We start from the raw sequence: 16,100 nt of genomic DNA, 5'->3' as shown, positions 1-16,100 counted from the left end.
ACCTTACCCGCGACGGGTTGCGAAGGGCCGACCTGGCCCTTTTTACCTTACTGTGAGCCGCTCAGCAGGCCCCCGCGCAGAGTTTGCTGCACCGACTGCTCGCCGTTGCTGACCGCCAGCGTGGCGTTGACGGAGGGTTTCAGCGGCTGGCTGGCCTGCAGGCTGCCCTGCATTTTCAGCTGCATCGTGGCGTTGCCGTTCAGCGGGATCGTCGGCCAGCCCCAGTTCTGCAGCAGAGTGGCGTTAACCTGGCGGCCATTCAGCGTCAGCGACAGTGCCCGCTGCGGCTGCTGGCTCAGCGTTGCCAGCCCTTCCAGCATGCCGTCGGCACTGAAGGCGCTCATTTCTGACACATTGATAGCGTTGTCATCTGCGCTGAGGGCAATCGACGGATGGCGCAGATCGACGCGATTAAAGGTTGCGGCGGCGGCGTTGAAACTCAGATTGCCTGACCAGATGCCCCACTGATGATTGCGCGCCATCAGCAGGTTGCTGCCATTGCCATCCAGCGCCGTCATCTGGAACGGGAAGTCCGGATTGATATCGATAATCAGGTTACGGCTGGCGCTGAGTTTGGTCACCTGCACGCTCTCCAGCCACGATGGCAGCGTCTCCATCCAGCGCTCGCGCCAGTTGAGCGGCAGGGTGTATTCCAGCCCGGCCACCACCAGTTCATCCAGCGTCAGTTTCTTGTCGCTGCGCGTCCAGCTGCCCTGCGCACGCACCAGGCCATTGACCCAGCGCGAACTGAACTGCGTCAGCTGCACGCCCTGCGCGGAGAAGTCCATATTGGCGATCGGGTCGTCCAGCTGCATGCTGCCATTCACAAAGCTGCTGGCGTTCATCGACAGCGAACCGTTGTCGCTCTGCCAGTCGCCGTTGCTCAGCGTCAGGTCTTTCAATGTCAGGTCCAGGTCGGTCACCGCCCAGTCCTGCCCCTGCAGGCGGGCATCGGTCATATCAATGCGGTCAAAATGCATCGTCGGCAGCGTGCGCAGCGGTTGCAGGAACTCAGCCAGCGTTTTATCACTCTGCAGGCGAATGCTGTTCAGGCGCAGGCTGTTCACCTGCCAGCCCTGCGCATCACGCTGCGCGCTGGCGGTCACCGAGCCGAGCGCCACGTCAGCCCCGAAATTGCTTAACACCAGCTGCGGTCCGTGAATACTGCCCTGCACCAGCACATTCGCCGCAGGAATACCGTCCAGCGTCAGGGAACCGGCGCTCATCTGGAACCTGGCCTCTTTGCCCAGCACGTTGCCCGCTTCAGGCTTCCACGGGGTGACGCCTCCGTCGACGCGCTGTGCCTGCAGCGGCCAGTCGCCCTGATTGCGGTTAAGCGCCATCTGGCTAAGCTGTAAACGGTCTGCCTGTAAGGAGAGGGGGGCACTTTTATCGCTGAGGTTTAGCGTACCCTGATCGAGTCGAATGCTGGCAAAATGCAGCGGGCTGCTGAACTGCATCAGGCTGAGGCCAAGGTCAACGCGCCTGGTCACCAGCGTGGCGGGTTGGTCTTTACGGCCAAAGGCGACATCGTTAAGCAGCAGATGGCTGGGATCGGAAAAATTGTGCTCCATTTTGCTGAGCGACAGCTGGTAATCACTGCTGGCACTGACCTGGCGGCTAATCCATCCCGCGCCCCACTGGGTTTGCAGCAGCACGTAGATAGCGACCAGGGCCAGCAGCAGAATGAGCAGCAGGGTAAGCAAAACTTTTCCGAAAAACTTCATCACAACCATCCCTATGAATATCGGGTAATGGCTTGTTATGCCTGATTTATCGTCACTTCTCAACCCACAGCGCAGCGGCCGGAGCAAATATCGCACCCCGGCCGCTGTTTTCAGAATGAGCGTAGCCGCTACTTCTCCTGCGGGAACACCAGATTCAGCACGATAGCGGTGATACCGCCGGCAGCGATCCCGGAGGAAAGCAGCGTTTTCAGCCAGTCAGGGGCAAACTGCAGAATCAGCGGCTGCTGGGAGACGCCAAGGCCGACCGCCAGCGAGAGCGCGATAATCATAATCGCCCGGCGGTTGAGCGGCTCGCGCGACACGATACGCACGCCTGAGGCGGCAATAGTGCCAAACATCACCAGCGTGGCACCGCCGAGTACCGGCTCGGGGATGTGCTGCACAAAGCCGCTGACCGCCGGGAACAGCCCGAGCACAATCAGCATCAGCGCCACGACAAAACCGACGTAGCGACTGGCCACGCCGGTCAGCTGGATCACGCCGTTGTTCTGACCGAAGCAGGAGTTGGGGAAGGTGTTAAACAGCGCAGAAACGCAGGAGTTCAGCCCGTTCGCCAGCACGCCGCCTTTCAGGCGCTTCATATACAGCGGGCCGCTGACCGGCTGCTCGGAGACATCTGAGGTGGCGGTGATATCGCCAATGGTTTCCAGCGAGGTCACCATAAACACCAGCATCAGCGGGATCAGCAGATTCCAGTCGATACCCAGCCCGTAATAGAGCGGGGTGGGAATGGCGATCAGCGCACTGTTCGCCGCGGCACTATTTTCCGGCAGCATCCCCAGCGCCCAGGCCAGCAGATAGCCTACCGCCATCGCGATCACCAGCGAAGCGACGCGCAGATAGGCATTGCGCTGGCGGTTGAGCAGAATGATCACCGACAGTACCACACCGGCCAGCAGCAGGTTTTTCGGTGCGCCAAAGGTGTGATCGTTCATTGCGGCAAAACCGCCGCCGATGGAGGTCAGGCCAACCTGGATCAGCGACAGACCGATAATCATCACCACAATGCCGGAAACCAGCGGGGTGATCACCCGGCGCGCCAGATGCAGCACGCGTGACAGCACCATCTCGGTACAGGATGCCAGCATCAGCGTGCCGAACAGTGCCGCCATCATGGTTTTCACGTCGGCCCCGCCGGTTTTCAGCGCCAGGCCACCCATAATCAGCGGGGTGACAAAGTTAAAGCTGGTACCCTGGATCGACAGCAGCCCGGAACCGACCGGCCCCCAGGTTTTAATCTGCAGCAGCGACGCCACCCCGGAGGCGAACAGCGACATGCTGATGATGTGCTGCGTATCCTGCGCGGGCAGGCCCAGCGCCTGGCAGATTAGCAGAGCGGGCGTGATCACCGCCACAAACATCGCCAGCAGATGCTGACAGGCGGCGAACAGCGTTTGCGCCAGCGGCGGACGGTCTTCAAGGCGGTAAATCAGCTCACTTTTTCCCGCCGCGACCGGAGTACGATCGGCGGCAGTATGTTGGCTTTCAACGGACATGTCAGGCTTCCCAGCGGCAATAAAGTGGCGATTTTAATCTTCTTCAGAGTAAAAGCAATCGTTTGCCACCCTATCGACGGTGAAGACAGTCATTGAGGGGGTTACGCGTTGGTATAGCGTTCGGTTTCCGGCAGCCAGCGTTCAATCAGAGCCGAAGCCTGCTCCGGATAGTGCTGGTGGATATGGCGCGCCACGCGCTGCACTTCCGGGATCATCGCCTGGTCGCGCAGCAGGTCAGCAACCTTAAACTCGGCGTTACCGGTTTGTCGCGTGCCCAGCATTTCGCCGGGGCCGCGAATTTCGAGGTCACACTGGGCAATCACAAAGCCGTCGTTGCTGTCGCGCAGCACCTGTAAACGCTTCTGCGCGGTTTTACTCAGCGGCGCCTTATACAGCAGCACGCAGTGGGAAGCGACCGCGCCACGGCCAACGCGACCGCGCAGCTGATGCAGCTGCGCCAGCCCGAGGCGTTCCGGGTTTTCGATAATCATCAGGCTGGCATTGGGTACATCCACGCCGACCTCTATCACCGTGGTGGCAATCAGCAGATGGATTTCACCCTGCTTGAACGCCTGCATTACCGCCTGTTTCTCCTGCGGCTTCATCCGGCCGTGTACCAGGCCGATAGTCAGCTCCGGCAGCGCCAGCTTCAGCTCTTCCCAGGTGGCTTCCGCCGCCTGGGCTTCCAGCAGCTCCGACTCCTCAATCAGGGTACAGACCCAGTAGGCCTGGCGGCCTTCGCTGCCGCAGGCGCTTTTCACCCGGGCAATAATCTCAGCGCGGCGCGTGTCAGGGATCGCGACGGTGGTCACCGGGGTACGTCCCGGCGGCAGTTCGTCGATGGTTGAGGTATCGAGATCGGCATAGGCGGTCATCGCCAGGGTGCGCGGGATCGGTGTGGCAGTCATAATCAGCTGGTGCGGGTGGAAACCCTGCTCTTCGCCTTTCTCCCACAGCGCCAGACGCTGGTGGACGCCAAAGCGGTGCTGCTCATCGATGATCACCAGCGCCAGCCCGTTGAACTGCACCTGCTCCTGAAAGATAGCGTGGGTACCAACAATCATCGACACCTGCCCGCTGGCGATCGCTTCCTGCTGGGCGATGCGCGCTTTGCCTTTCTGCTTCCCTGCCAGCCAGCCTACTTCCAGCCCGAGCGGTGCAAACCACTGGCGGAAATTATTGGCGTGCTGCTCGGCCAGCAGCTCGGTCGGCGCCATCAACGCTACCTGCTTACCGTAAGCAATCACCTGCAGTGCCGCCAGCGCGGCAACCAGCGTTTTACCGGAGCCCACATCGCCCTGCACCAGACGCATCATTGGGTAGTCGTGGGCGAGGTCGGTTTCGATCTCACGCACCACACGCTCTTGCGCATGAGTGGGTTTAAAGGGCAGCGCGGCCAGCAGCTTATCGCTCAGGTCGTGGCGGGCAGCCATCGGCAGCGCATGATAACGCTGCGCGCCAGCGCGTACCGCCAGCATGCTGAGGTTGTGCGCCAGCAACTCTTCCATAATCAGGCGGCGCTGCGCCGGGTGGCGGCCGCTGTCGAGATCGGCCAGCGCCATATCCGGCGGCGGGCGGTGCAGCGTGCGCAGCGCTTCCGGCAGGCTGATCATTCCCTGGCTTAGCTCCGGCGGCAGCAGTTCGCTAATCGCGCAGGTTTCCAGCAGGGTCAGCGCCTGGTCGGTCAGGTTGCGCAGCGTCGCCTGGCGCACGCCCTCTGTCGTGGAGTAGACCGGGGTCAGCGTCTCTTGTAATTCGGTGACGCTGCTCTCACCCTGCACTTTGTACTCCGGGTGGATGATCTCCGCCCCGCGCTGGCCGCGTTTAATTTCACCGTAAGCGGTGACGCGGCGGCCGGTGGCGAGGCTGTTCTTCATTCCGGCATTGAAGTTGAAAAAGCGCAGGGTGAGGATGCCGCTGCCGTCGCTAATCTGGCAGGTCAGCATGCGGCGGCGGCCAAACGAAATATCGCTGTGCAGCACTTCGCCCTCTACCGTGGCATAGATGCCCGGCAGCAGGTCGTTGATGGCGTAAAGCTGAGTGCGGTCTTCATAGCGCATCGGCAGATGCAGCAGCAGATCCTGTACGGTCAGCAGGCCAAGTTTGGCCAGCTTTGCCGCCTGGCTGGCGCCCACGCCGGATAGCGTATTGAGCGGAACGGCATCCAGCAGGCGGCCCTGCATTATTTACGCGCCTTCGACTGCATGGTGGCCCACCATTCCGGCTCCGCCACCACTTCACCGCGATCGTTGATCTCAGGGTAGGGCAGCCCTTTATGCTTCGCCACGCGGGCCAGTACCGGGTAACCCCCTTCGAACAGCAGACGCTGCTGCTCGGCGTACTCCAGCGTGCTCTCTTCACGCAGATACATACCGGCATTCTGCCGCTGGCGCTGAGCTTCATAGAGGATCAGGGCCGATGCCACGGAGACGTTCAGCGACTGCACCATACCGATCATCGGGATAATAATATCCTGGTCGGCAAGGTCGAGGGCTTCCTGGGTAATCCCGGTTTTTTCCTGGCCCATCAGGATGCAGGTCGGACGGGTATAGTCGATCTCGCGGAAATCGACCGCTTTAGCGGAGAGGTGCGTCGCCAGAATCTGCATCTTCCGATCTTTCAGATGGCTGACGGCATCACGGATGGTCGGATGGGTTTTCACCTGCACCCAGCTGTTGCTGCCCGCGGCGGACGAGACCATGGTGCGCATGCGGCTTCCCGGCCATACGGCGTGAACTTCATGCACGCCAACGGCGTCGGCGGTGCGGATCACCGCAGAGACGTTATGAGGTTTATGCACCTGTTCCATACACACCGTCAGGTCGTGCTGACGGGCGGCGAGCATTGCGCGGATACGGGCATAACGTTGGGCATTCATGCGAAAGTGGACTCCCTAAAATCAGTCATCCCGTCTGCGGCGACATGGGGAAGCAAAAGACGGAGGCAGGCTCCGTCTTTTGCTTAATTGCGGTTGCGATGCACCTTGATGACATCCGGCATCACGCGGATCTTACGCATGATATTGGCCAGATGAACGCGATCGCGTGCCGTCAGACGGATAAAGGCGCTGTAAACACGGCCATCTTTTTCTTCAGTGTTCAGGCTCTGGATATTGGAGCCGGCGGTGTTAATTGCCGCCGTCAGGTTTGCCAGCGCGCCCTGGTGGTTAAACATATCCACCTTAATCTCGGCGACAAACTCCTGCTCGGTGGCAATATCCCACTCCACCGCCATGTATTTCTCTGGCTCTTTCTGATAGCCACGAATATTACGGCAGGATTCATGGTGCACGACCAGGCCTTTACCGGGGCTGACGTGCGCCACAATCGGGTCACCGGGGATCGGGCGGCAGCACTTAGCGAAGGTGATCAACACCCCATCGGCGCCCTTAATTGGCAGCTTGCTGCGAGCGCCGCTGATGCTACTGCTACTGCTGCTGCCGGTGTTGGCGGGAACATTCTGCTCGCTCTGCTGCAGATTTTTCGCCACCACCACGCTCATGGCGTTACCGAGACCGATTTCTGCCAGCAGGTCATCCAGCGAGGTCAGCTTCATGCGCTCCAGCTCGTGCTGGACATTGGCTTCCGGGATCTCAGCCAGCTTGCGGCTGCCGCCCAGGGCATGATTGAGCAGGCGTCGGCCAAGGCTGACAGAGTCATCACGCTTGAGGTTTTTCAACAGCTGGCGGATCTTGGCGCGCGCTTTCGAGCTCACGACAAAGTTCAGCCACGCTGCGTTCGGGCGCGCACCTGGGGCGGTAATAATCTCGACGGTCTGGCCGCTGGTGAGCGGCTGCGACAGCGGATAAGGCTGACGGTCAACGCGTGCGCCCACGCAGGCATGGCCGATATCGGTATGCACGGCGTAGGCAAAGTCGACCGGCGTGGCGCCGGCTGGCAGTTCAACAATGCGGCCTTCCGGAGTGAATACGTAAATCTCATCCGGGAACAGATCGGATTTGACGCTTTCGATAAATTCAAATGAGCTTCCGGCGCTCTGCTGCAGCTCCAGCAGGCTTTGCAGCCAGCGCTGCGCGCGGATCTGTGCGGTAGTGCTGCTCTCGCCCTGTTCTTTATAAGCCCAGTGCGCTGCTACCCCCATCTCTGCCATCTGATCCATATCTTCGGTGCGGATCTGCACCTCAACCGGCACGCCGTGCGGACCGATCATTGATGTATGCAGCGACTGATAGCCGTTGGCTTTTGGGATAGCAATATAATCTTTCACCCGGCCCGGGCGCGGCTTATACAAGCTGTGCATCTGGCCCAGTACGCGATAACAGGTATCGACATCACGCACGATGACGCGGAAGGCATAGATATCCATAATCGAATGGAATCGCTGCTCTTTCAGGTGCATTTTGCAGTAGATGGAATAGAGGTGTTTTTCGCGACCGCTGACGCGGCGGGTAATACCGGCTTCTTCCAGACGACCGTCAATTTCCGAGAGGATTTTCTGGATCATCTCTTTACGGTTGCCGCGTGCCGCTTTGACCACTTCCTTAATCACGCGGAAACGGTTCGGATACAGGGCTTCAAAGCCCAGCTCTTCCAGTTCGGTTTTCAGGTGGTGAATACCCAGGCGATGAGCCAGTGGGCTATAGATTTCCAGCGTTTCCAACGCGATACGCCGTTTTTTATCCGGTCGCAGCGCGCCGAGGGTACGCATGTTGTGCGTACGGTCGGCCAGCTTGATCAGAATGACGCGGATATCCTGCACCATCGCCATGATCATCTTGCGGAAGTTTTCAGCCTGGGCTTCTTTCTTGTCGCGGAATTTCAGCTTGTCGAGTTTAGAAACCCCTTCAACCAGCTCGGCGACGGTCTGGCCGAACAGCTGTTCCATATCCTTATAGGTGGCGGGGGTGTCTTCAATAACGTCGTGCAGAAGCGCGGCCATCAGTGTTTCATGGTCGAGTTTCATTTCCGCCAGGATGCAGGCCACGGCTACCGGATGGGTGATATAAGGCTCACCGCTGGAGCGTGTCTGTCCCTCGTGAGCATCACGTGCGACAAGATAAGCTTGCTTGAGGCGCTTGATTTGCTCCTCAGGCAAGTATTTTTCAATCAGCTGATTGAGGCTTTCGAACAGATACAAGGCAGGCCTTTAGTGCTGATTAACGACGACCTTCAGCGATAGCAGTCACAGCCTGTAATTCTGCGGCTTCCTGCTCTTGCTGCTCCTGGCGATCGCGCACGTCGAGGATCTGATTGGTGATCAGGCCTTCTTCGATTTCGCGCAGCGCGATAACGGTAGATTTGTCGTTCTCTTCCGGGACCAGTGGATCTTTACCACCAACCTGCATCTGACGAGCGCGGCGTGCTGCTACCAGAACCAGATCAAAACGGTTACCAATTTTTTCTACTGCGTCCTGTACGGTTACGCGTGCCATAAGTGTGATACTCCACGGGTGGTGACGAAATGACTGGGCATCATACTGAGTTACCCTCAGTCTGCCAATAGTTTGCTGATTAATGCATCATGGCGGGCTTTTTGACGGCCCATACGCAGACGCTCAGCGCGAATAATGGTTTTCAGATCGGACAATGCCAGGTCGAAATCATCATTCACGATTAAATAATCGTATTCGGCGTAGTGGCTCATCTCAGCAACAGCCTGGGCCATACGTTTAGTAATCACTTCTTCGCTGTCCTGACCACGGCCACGCAGGCGGCGGTCCAGTTCGTCTTTCGACGGCGGCAGCACGAAAATGCTGCGTGCTGCCGGCATTTTCTCACGGATCTGTTTAGCACCCTGCCAGTCGATATCGAGAAACACATCAACGCCGGTTGCCAGCACCTGTTCAATGGCTTTACGCGAGGTGCCGTAATAGTTACCGAACACTTCGGCATGTTCTAAAAACGCCTCTTCCTCAATCATGGAACGAAACTCATCGTGGTTCACAAAGTAATAATGCTCACCATGATTTTCGCCCGGCCGTACCCCACGCGTGGTGTGGGAGATCGATACCTGGGTATCGTACAGCGGTTGCGTTTTTAACAGCGCCTGAATCAGGCTGGATTTACCCGCGCCGCTAGGGGCGGAAACAATAAAAAGCGTGCCTTGAGCCATGATTATTCTTGATATGCCAATAAAGCGGAGTCTACTTCCTGCACAGTATACACAGGTGCAGGGCGTGATGCAGCGTTTAGGCGATGATCCAGGGGATTTTCTGAGGAAATGGAAAGCGCTGCACGGCGTTTTGTAGCCCGATGTCGGCTGCATTGAATTGTTCCGGAGCGGCTTTCCATAATCTGACTATGCCACTCGCTAATCCCCGACCCGCACGCTTTACTGTTGAGCGGTATAAGTGGAAAGCAGGAGAGACAGGGATGCGCTACCTCATTTTAGCCATTGGGTTATACAGCGCTGTGCTGGCGGCACAGTGCCCGGTATGGTCGCCTGCGCGGGCCGATCTGGAGATGACCCGGCTGGCAGCACAGCTCACGCACTGGGATGACGCCTACTACCGTCAGGGTAAGAGTAGCGTGACCGATGAACGTTATGATGCATTGCAGGGCAAGCTACAGCAGTGGCAGCACTGCTTTCATCCCGCCAGCGATCGCCGTCAGCCTGTTTTGATGACCGATGGTAAAGTGCGCCATCCGGTTGCCCACGTCGGTGTAAAAAAACTGGCGGGCAAAGCCGAGGTGGCGCGCTGGATGGAGAACCGCCACGGCCTGTGGGTACAGCCTAAAGTCGACGGGGTGGCGGTAACCCTGGTCTATCGTCAGGGAAAACTGACCCGGATGGTTAGCCGCGGCAACGGTATGCAGGGGGAGGACTGGACGGCGAAAGCGCGCCTGATCCCCGCGATCCCACAATCTATTACGCTGAATGCCGGGCAGCAGGTATTCCAGGGCGAGCTTTACCTGAAGATGACCGATCACCAGCAGGGTCGTGACGGCGGGAAAAATGCCCGTTCGCAGGTGGCGGGAGCATTAATGGCAAAACAGCCCTCATCTTTACTGCAGCGCGTTGGGCTATTTGTCTGGGCATGGCCAGATGGTCCAGGGCTGCTGCAGCAGAGGCTGGACGCTCTGGAAAGTGCGGGATTTCCTGCTATCCGCAGCTGGACGCGGCAGGTACAAGATGCTGATGAGGTTGAAGGCTGGCGCGAGCGCTGGTTCCACGGCGCGCTCCCGTTTGTGACGGACGGCGTGGTGGTACACAGCATGCCGGTGCTGGCGGGAAAAAGCTGGCTGCCCGAGCTGGGGGACTGGGCCATTGCCTGGAAATATCCGCCACCTGAAGTCACCAGCGAAGTGCGCTCAGTGGAATTCACCGTCGGGCGCAGCGGTAAAATCAGCACGGTACTCCACCTGCAACCCGTACAGCTGGATGATAAACGCGTCAGCCGGGTTAGCATCGGGCCCGTTGCGCGCTGGCGTGAGCGCGATGTGATTGCGGGGGATCAGGTCAGCCTCAGCCTGGCCGGGCAGGGGATCCCGCGCCTCAACAGTGTGGTATGGCGCGTGGCGCAGCGCGACTATCCGCAGCCCCCCGATGCCGGGCGCTTTTCTATGGTCAGCTGTTTTCACCTCAGCCCGGCGTGCCGTCAGCAGTTTCTGGCACGGCTGGAGTGGTTAAGCAGCAGCACGGCCCTGAACCTGACGGGGATGGGGCGGCAAAACTGGCAGCGGCTGATCCAGTCCGGGCACCTCACCCATCTGCTCTCCTGGCTGGCCTTGTCGCAGCAGCAGCTTGAAGACATACCCGGCATCGGTCAGCCCAAAGCGCACTTCTTCTGGCAGCAGTTCCGGCTCAGCCGCCAGCTGCCGTTTAAACGCTGGGTGCGGGCGCTGGGCGTTCCGATCCCGGAAGGGGCGCTGCGTGCGCTACCTGATGACAGCTGGCAGCAGTTACTGTCGCATAGCGTGGAAGAGTGGCAGCAGCTGCCCGGGGTTGGTACTAAACTGGCCCATACTATTCGCGCCTTTTTGCAGCAGCGCGAAGTGCAGCAGCTCATTGAAGGTCTTAATCTGCGTGGGGATTAGTGGTCGTCATGGGGATAGTTAAATACCGGCAGACCAAGGCGGAAGCGCAGTGCACCCAGGCGCGCGATAAAGCCAGCCAGGAGGGTAATGATGATCACCGTCTCCATCGACAGGGCCGTTTTGAGCAGCAGGATATAGAGCCATCCGGAGGCAAAAGCGATACCTGCATATAACTCTTTCTGAAATACCAGCGGGATGCGGTTGCAGAACATGTCGCGCAGCACGCCGCCAAAGACGCCGGTGACCACGGCACTGATCGCGGCGATAATGCCAGCGTGGCCCATATCCAACGCCACCTGCGCTCCGATAATTGAAAACACCACTAATCCCAGTGCATCCAGTACCAGAAAGACTTTGCGCAGGTGCGGCATCAGCGGCGCCGCCAGGGTCGTCACCACCGCTGCGGCGGCGACTATCATGATGTATTCAGGATGCTTCACCCAGCCGAGCGGATAGTGGCCGAGCAGCATATCGCGCACAGAACCACCGCCTATCGCCGTCACGGAAGCAATAATAATCACGCCAAACATATCCATCTTGCGGCGGCCAGCGGCCAGCGCTCCGGTCATGGATTCTGCTGTAATACCGATGATGTAAAGGACAGTGAGTAACATAGCCAGCTCCTGAAAACAGGCGGCAAGCCTAAGGGATCGCCTGTCAAACGGCAAGATGCTTAAGGGGCTTGCTTTTATCTGAGTAAAACGTCCTGGCGCAATAGGGCTTCACTCTCATTTGCATGTACAGCGTACGCAGGATGTTAATTAGCAATAATAGGCAAGAAATATATTATTTATTCATTATTCCGTCCATTGATTTTAAACCCTGCATGCCCTTTTCAGCACAGGGATTTAAGAGAGTGCTGCACCGAACCCATTTCACCTTATTAAATAATGCCGCTATTAAATTTCCTGAATTTTCTATTATGTTCTAAATAAATTTTATGTCACTTTCTTACAAGATCTAACTTTAAGGAGAAAAAAGAATATTTTGTTTTCTTAGTCTGTTAATCGATCGTATATTAGCCCTGTTTGTATTTGTGAAAATCAAGGAGGGCACATGCATCACAGGCACACGGTATCCATATCTGACGATCATCCGCATATATTGCATTCGTTAAAGATGTTGTTTGCTAACGACTCTCGCTATCAGGTTACCAATGAGTCTCTGTGTGGCAAAGAGCTATTAGCTTCGCTGGCCAACAATCGAACGGATATCGTCATTACTGATTTTTCTCTGGGAAACGAAAACTCGACGCTGGATGGATTTTCCAAACTGCGTGCTCTGAGCGGCCGCTTTCCTGATGTGAAGGTGGTTTTGCTGACCTCTCTGGGAAATACTGCGATTCTGAGGAAGGCATGTGATTATGGTGTAAGATCAATAGTCAGTAAGTCAGATGATATCGAAGAGACGCTCACTGCCTGCCACCATGTGATGATGCAGAGTGGGCTCTACTTTTCATCTTCGCTGGATTATCTCAAAGCTGAACCGGGGAAAAATCACGATCGGGGTACTACCCTCACGCCTAAGGAGTTAGAAGTCGTGCGGTTATTCTCTTCAGGCTATTCGCTGGCAGAAATTGCCCGGCGGCAGAACAGAACAATCAGCACTATATCTACGCAGAAGTATAATGCTATGCGGCGGCTTGGTATTTCTTCAAATATTGAACTGATACGCTTTGCCTATGCGCAAGGTTTAATCTGAGGCCGTTTTTTTAATCGCGCTAAAATTTATTGGAAAATAACGTTAATAAGTTGCCATTTGATACAGAATAAAATTAAAGGTTTATCAGTTTTTTCCGACATTATTCGTTGTTGGATATCGGTTATCCGCAGCGGTAAAAGAGTGCAAAACGCAGGAGATGAAATGGTTGATGAGGGGTAGCAGGTCTGCGCCCCCCATCACTCTGCCTGAAAAAACCAAAATTGGCTGATTCAAAGCTTCTCAAAGGCTTTCTTCAGCCCGGTTTCTTCATCGGGATCGGCCCCCTGCTGGGTTTCGCTCTCCGTTGCTACCTCTTCAACCGGTTCGCTGTCGATCGCGGGCATAGTTTCTTCAATCATCTGTTCGTCAAAGGCCGGATTAAGAGCCGGTGACAGCGGAGAACTTACCAGGCTATCCGCCATCACGATATGCGGCACCGGTGCATCCTCGACAAACTGGGCTTCATCCTGTTTCACCGTCCGGCTCAGAGCAACAATCAACAGGCCGCACAGGGCGAAGAAGGCATACAGCGTATTGGCCCCCAGCGGCTCAATCAGTAAGCCCACCACCAGCGGACCAATGCTGGCACCCACGCCAAAGGCCATCAGCAGACAGGCGGCCAGCGACACGCGGCGCTCTGGTTCAATCAGGTCATTGGCCAGCGCGACCGCCAGCGGATAAAGGGAAAACTGCAGCATGCTGACCACAAACCCCAGCACCAGCAGCAGCGGGAAGGTGATGTGCGGCAGTACTGCCAGCGGCAGCGCGGCGATGATCAGCACAACGGCATTGAGGCGCATCAGGCGGGTGCGGTTATAGCGGTCGGACAGCCAGCTGAGCGGGAACTGCGCCACCAGCCCGGCGAAAATCGCGATGGCCATAAACAGGCCGGTCTGGCTGGTGGTCAGCTGCTGCTGGCTGGCATACACCGGCGCCAGACCGTAGAACGATCCGACCACCATACCAATCGCCAGCGTGGTGAACAGCACCTTAGGGATGGCGCCGATAAAATAGCGTAATTCCATCGGAGCCGGCGACAGCTGGCGAGCATGAGTACGGGTGGTCAGTGCAATCGGCACCAGGCAGAGCGAGAAACAGAGCGCAATCAGCAGCAGCGTGCTTAGGCCAAGATCGGTCTGCAACATCAGCACGACCTGGCCGAGCGACATGCCGAGATAGGTTGCCACCATATAGCAGCCAAACACCTTGCCGCGCTGGTCGGATTCCGATTGATCGTTCAGCCAGCTCTCCAGCACCATATACTGGCACATCATGCACATGCCGATGATCAGACGCAGTCCTACCCAGGCTGGGATAAACTCCGTCAGACCGTGGGCCAGTACCGCCGCCGTAATAATCCCGGCGCAGGAGACATAAGTACGAATGTGCCCGACACGGGAGATAAAAAAGTGCCCAACCTTACCGCCAATCACCAGGCCGATATAGTTCGCAGCGATAATCGCCCCGATCAGGCCGCCGGAGACATGGATAGAGGTCAGTCGCAGAGAAACATAGGTGGTCAGCAGCCCGGAACCGAGCAGCATTAATAGTGTGGTGGTATACAGCGGAAAGAACACGCCTATCGTCTTATTCACTCTTCCCCCTGGGGTGTCCTGAGTCGGTCCGTTGAGCGCCGTACGCCCTTAACGCAAACTTATGATGCGTTTTGATACTAGCAGCTTCGCAGGCTTTGAGGAAACCGGGCAGGGGAAAGAGGCCAGTAGCGCGGGGCTACCGGCAGGGATCAGTTCTTTTTGACAAACTCGGACTTCAGCTTCATCTGGCCAAAGCCATCGATTTTGCAGTCGATATTGTGGTCGCCTTCCACCAGACGGATACCTTTCACTTTGGTGCCAATCTTCAGCGGCGTGGAACTGCCTTTCACCTTCAGATCTTTAATCACCGTGACGCTATCGCCGTCGGCCAGCAGGTTGCCATTGGCATCTTTCACCACCAGGCTCTCTTCCGCCGCGTCCTGCGCGCCTTCAGCCCAGACGTGGCCGCACTCCGGACAGTTCAACATGGCGCCATCCTGCCAGCTATATTCTGAGTGGCACTTTGGGCAGGGAGGTAATGTTTGCATGGGTTAGCCTCAATTAAATCCATAATAAAATAAGGGGATAGTTTACCTTGTGGCGCGGTGGGTGCCTATAGCTAAAAGGAAAAGCGCTGAACGCGGTGCCAATTTCCTGAAAAAAAAGCCCACCAGTTGGTGAGCTTAGTGATATTTTACCGTCAATCTTATCAGCAGATTACTCGATATTCTGAATCTGCTCGCGCATCTGCTCAATCAGCACTTTCAGCTCAATCGCTGACGCGGTGATTTCGGCATTAATCGATTTAGACCCCAGGGTGTTCGACTCGCGGTTGAACTCCTGCATCATAAAGTCGAGGCGGCGGCCTACGGCTTCCTTCTTCTTCAGGATGTTGTAGGTCTCTTTCACGTGCGCTTCCAGGCGGTCCAGCTCTTCAGCCACATCAACGCGCTGCGCCAGCATCACCAGCTCCTGCTCAAGACGATTATTTTCCAGCTGTACCTGGGCCTCTTCCAGACGAGTCAGCAGGCGCTCACGCTGCCATTTCAGCACGTCAGGCATATGGGCTCGCACTTTCAGCACCTCGGCGCTGACGCCTTCCAGACGCTGCTCAATCAGCGCTTTCAGCGCCGAACCTTCGCTTTCGCGTGCGGTAATAAACTCATCGATGGCGGTGTCCAGCGCGCTGAGCAGCTGGGCAGAGATTGCATCCAGATCCTGCTCTTCAGCGGACATCACGCCCGGCCAGCGCAGAATATCAACCGGGTTGATTTCACCCTCGTCGCTCTGCATCTTGACCCAGTTAGCTGCCTGCACCAGCTGCACGGCCAGCTTCTCGTTCAGCACCAGCGAGCTTTGCGCGCTTGGGTCAGCATCAAAACGCAGGTTAACTTCGATTTTGCCACGCGTCAGACGGTTGCGGATGCGTTCACGGATCACCGGCTCCAGCCCGCGGAACTGCTCGGGCAGACGGATATAGGTTTCAAGATAGCGCTGGTTGACGGAACGCAGCTCCCAGGCTGCGCTGCCCCATTCGCCTTTGGTTTCGCGCCGGGCGTAAGCGGTCATACTGCGGATCATTTTGCGTACCGTTATAAAGATAAAAGATGCAGGGATTATAGC

The 16,100-nt window shown here is 57.3% G+C and carries 13 protein-coding genes; 2 read left to right on the top strand and 11 right to left on the bottom strand.

Annotated features, from left to right (window positions below; genetic code table 11):
- Positions 1 to 47: 47 nt before the first annotated feature.
- From ID864_RS21090 to gmk, 7 genes are all read right to left on the bottom strand, one after another.
- Complete coding sequence (locus tag ID864_RS21090; protein WP_191150321.1) at positions 48 to 1,727, bottom strand: AsmA family protein; 1,680 nt, start codon at positions 1,725 to 1,727, stop codon at positions 48 to 50.
- Positions 1,728 to 1,855: 128 nt separating this feature from the next.
- Positions 1,856 to 3,244 (bottom strand): nucleobase:cation symporter-2 family protein, encoded by a 1,389-nt coding sequence (locus ID864_RS21085; protein WP_191150320.1) that lies wholly within the window; start codon positions 3,242 to 3,244, stop codon positions 1,856 to 1,858.
- Between the two features lie 101 nt (positions 3,245 to 3,345).
- Entirely contained in the window at positions 3,346 to 5,427 is a 2,082-nt protein-coding gene (gene recG, locus ID864_RS21080; RefSeq protein ID WP_191150319.1) for an ATP-dependent DNA helicase RecG, read from the bottom strand.
- On the bottom strand, positions 5,427 to 6,122 hold the full coding sequence (trmH, locus tag ID864_RS21075; protein ID WP_048914208.1) for a tRNA (guanosine(18)-2'-O)-methyltransferase TrmH: 696 nt from the start codon (positions 6,120 to 6,122) through the stop codon (positions 5,427 to 5,429). Before trmH ends, recG begins: the two co-directional genes overlap by 1 nt.
- Positions 6,123 to 6,205: 83 nt before the next feature.
- Positions 6,206 to 8,341, bottom strand: a complete 2,136-nt coding sequence (spoT, locus tag ID864_RS21070) for a bifunctional GTP diphosphokinase/guanosine-3',5'-bis pyrophosphate 3'-pyrophosphohydrolase (RefSeq protein WP_099754588.1) — start codon at positions 8,339 to 8,341, stop codon at positions 6,206 to 6,208.
- A gap of 19 nt (positions 8,342 to 8,360) precedes the next feature.
- Positions 8,361 to 8,636, bottom strand: coding sequence for a DNA-directed RNA polymerase subunit omega (gene rpoZ / locus ID864_RS21065; protein WP_016191359.1), 276 nt, complete (start codon positions 8,634 to 8,636; stop codon positions 8,361 to 8,363).
- A 56-nt stretch (positions 8,637 to 8,692) separates the two neighbouring features.
- Complete coding sequence (gene gmk / locus ID864_RS21060) at positions 8,693 to 9,316, bottom strand: guanylate kinase (RefSeq protein WP_048914210.1); 624 nt, start codon at positions 9,314 to 9,316, stop codon at positions 8,693 to 8,695.
- A gap of 260 nt (positions 9,317 to 9,576) precedes the next feature.
- Between gmk and ligB the strand changes: the two genes are divergently transcribed.
- On the top strand, positions 9,577 to 11,241 hold the full coding sequence (gene ligB / locus ID864_RS21055; RefSeq protein WP_191150318.1) for an NAD-dependent DNA ligase LigB: 1,665 nt from the start codon (positions 9,577 to 9,579) through the stop codon (positions 11,239 to 11,241).
- Here ligB and ID864_RS21050 read toward each other — a convergent pair.
- Positions 11,238 to 11,855, bottom strand: coding sequence for a trimeric intracellular cation channel family protein (locus ID864_RS21050; RefSeq protein WP_048914212.1), 618 nt, complete (start codon positions 11,853 to 11,855; stop codon positions 11,238 to 11,240). The genes ligB and ID864_RS21050 overlap by 4 nt on opposite strands.
- Before the next feature lie 442 nt (positions 11,856 to 12,297).
- Between ID864_RS21050 and ID864_RS21045 the strand changes: the two genes are divergently transcribed.
- Entirely contained in the window at positions 12,298 to 12,942 is a 645-nt protein-coding gene (locus ID864_RS21045) for a response regulator transcription factor (RefSeq protein WP_048914217.1), read from the top strand.
- A gap of 230 nt (positions 12,943 to 13,172) precedes the next feature.
- Here ID864_RS21045 and ID864_RS21040 read toward each other — a convergent pair whose 3' ends face one another.
- The 3 genes from ID864_RS21040 to ID864_RS21030 all read right to left on the bottom strand — a co-directional run bounded on the left by ID864_RS21040 (position 13,173) and on the right by ID864_RS21030 (position 16,058).
- Positions 13,173 to 14,537: an MFS transporter gene (locus tag ID864_RS21040; protein ID WP_048914218.1), complete on the bottom strand. Its 1,365-nt coding sequence runs from the start codon at positions 14,535 to 14,537 to the stop codon at positions 13,173 to 13,175.
- A 149-nt stretch (positions 14,538 to 14,686) separates the two neighbouring features.
- Positions 14,687 to 15,025 carry a zinc ribbon domain-containing protein YjdM gene (locus ID864_RS21035; RefSeq protein WP_048914219.1) on the bottom strand — a complete coding sequence of 113 codons (339 nt, stop codon included), beginning with the start codon at positions 15,023 to 15,025 and terminating at the stop codon, positions 14,687 to 14,689.
- Positions 15,026 to 15,194: 169 nt separating this feature from the next.
- A complete protein-coding gene (locus ID864_RS21030) occupies positions 15,195 to 16,058 on the bottom strand; it encodes a YicC/YloC family endoribonuclease (RefSeq protein ID WP_048914220.1) in 864 nt (287 codons plus the stop codon).
- Positions 16,059 to 16,100: the final 42 nt, after the last annotated feature.

The sequence above is a fragment of the Erwinia aphidicola genome, assembly GCF_014773485.1.
GTDB lineage: Bacteria > Pseudomonadota > Gammaproteobacteria > Enterobacterales > Enterobacteriaceae > Erwinia > Erwinia aphidicola.
Note: the sequence above shows the minus strand (reverse complement) of the source record. Positions and strands in the feature narration are given on the sequence as shown.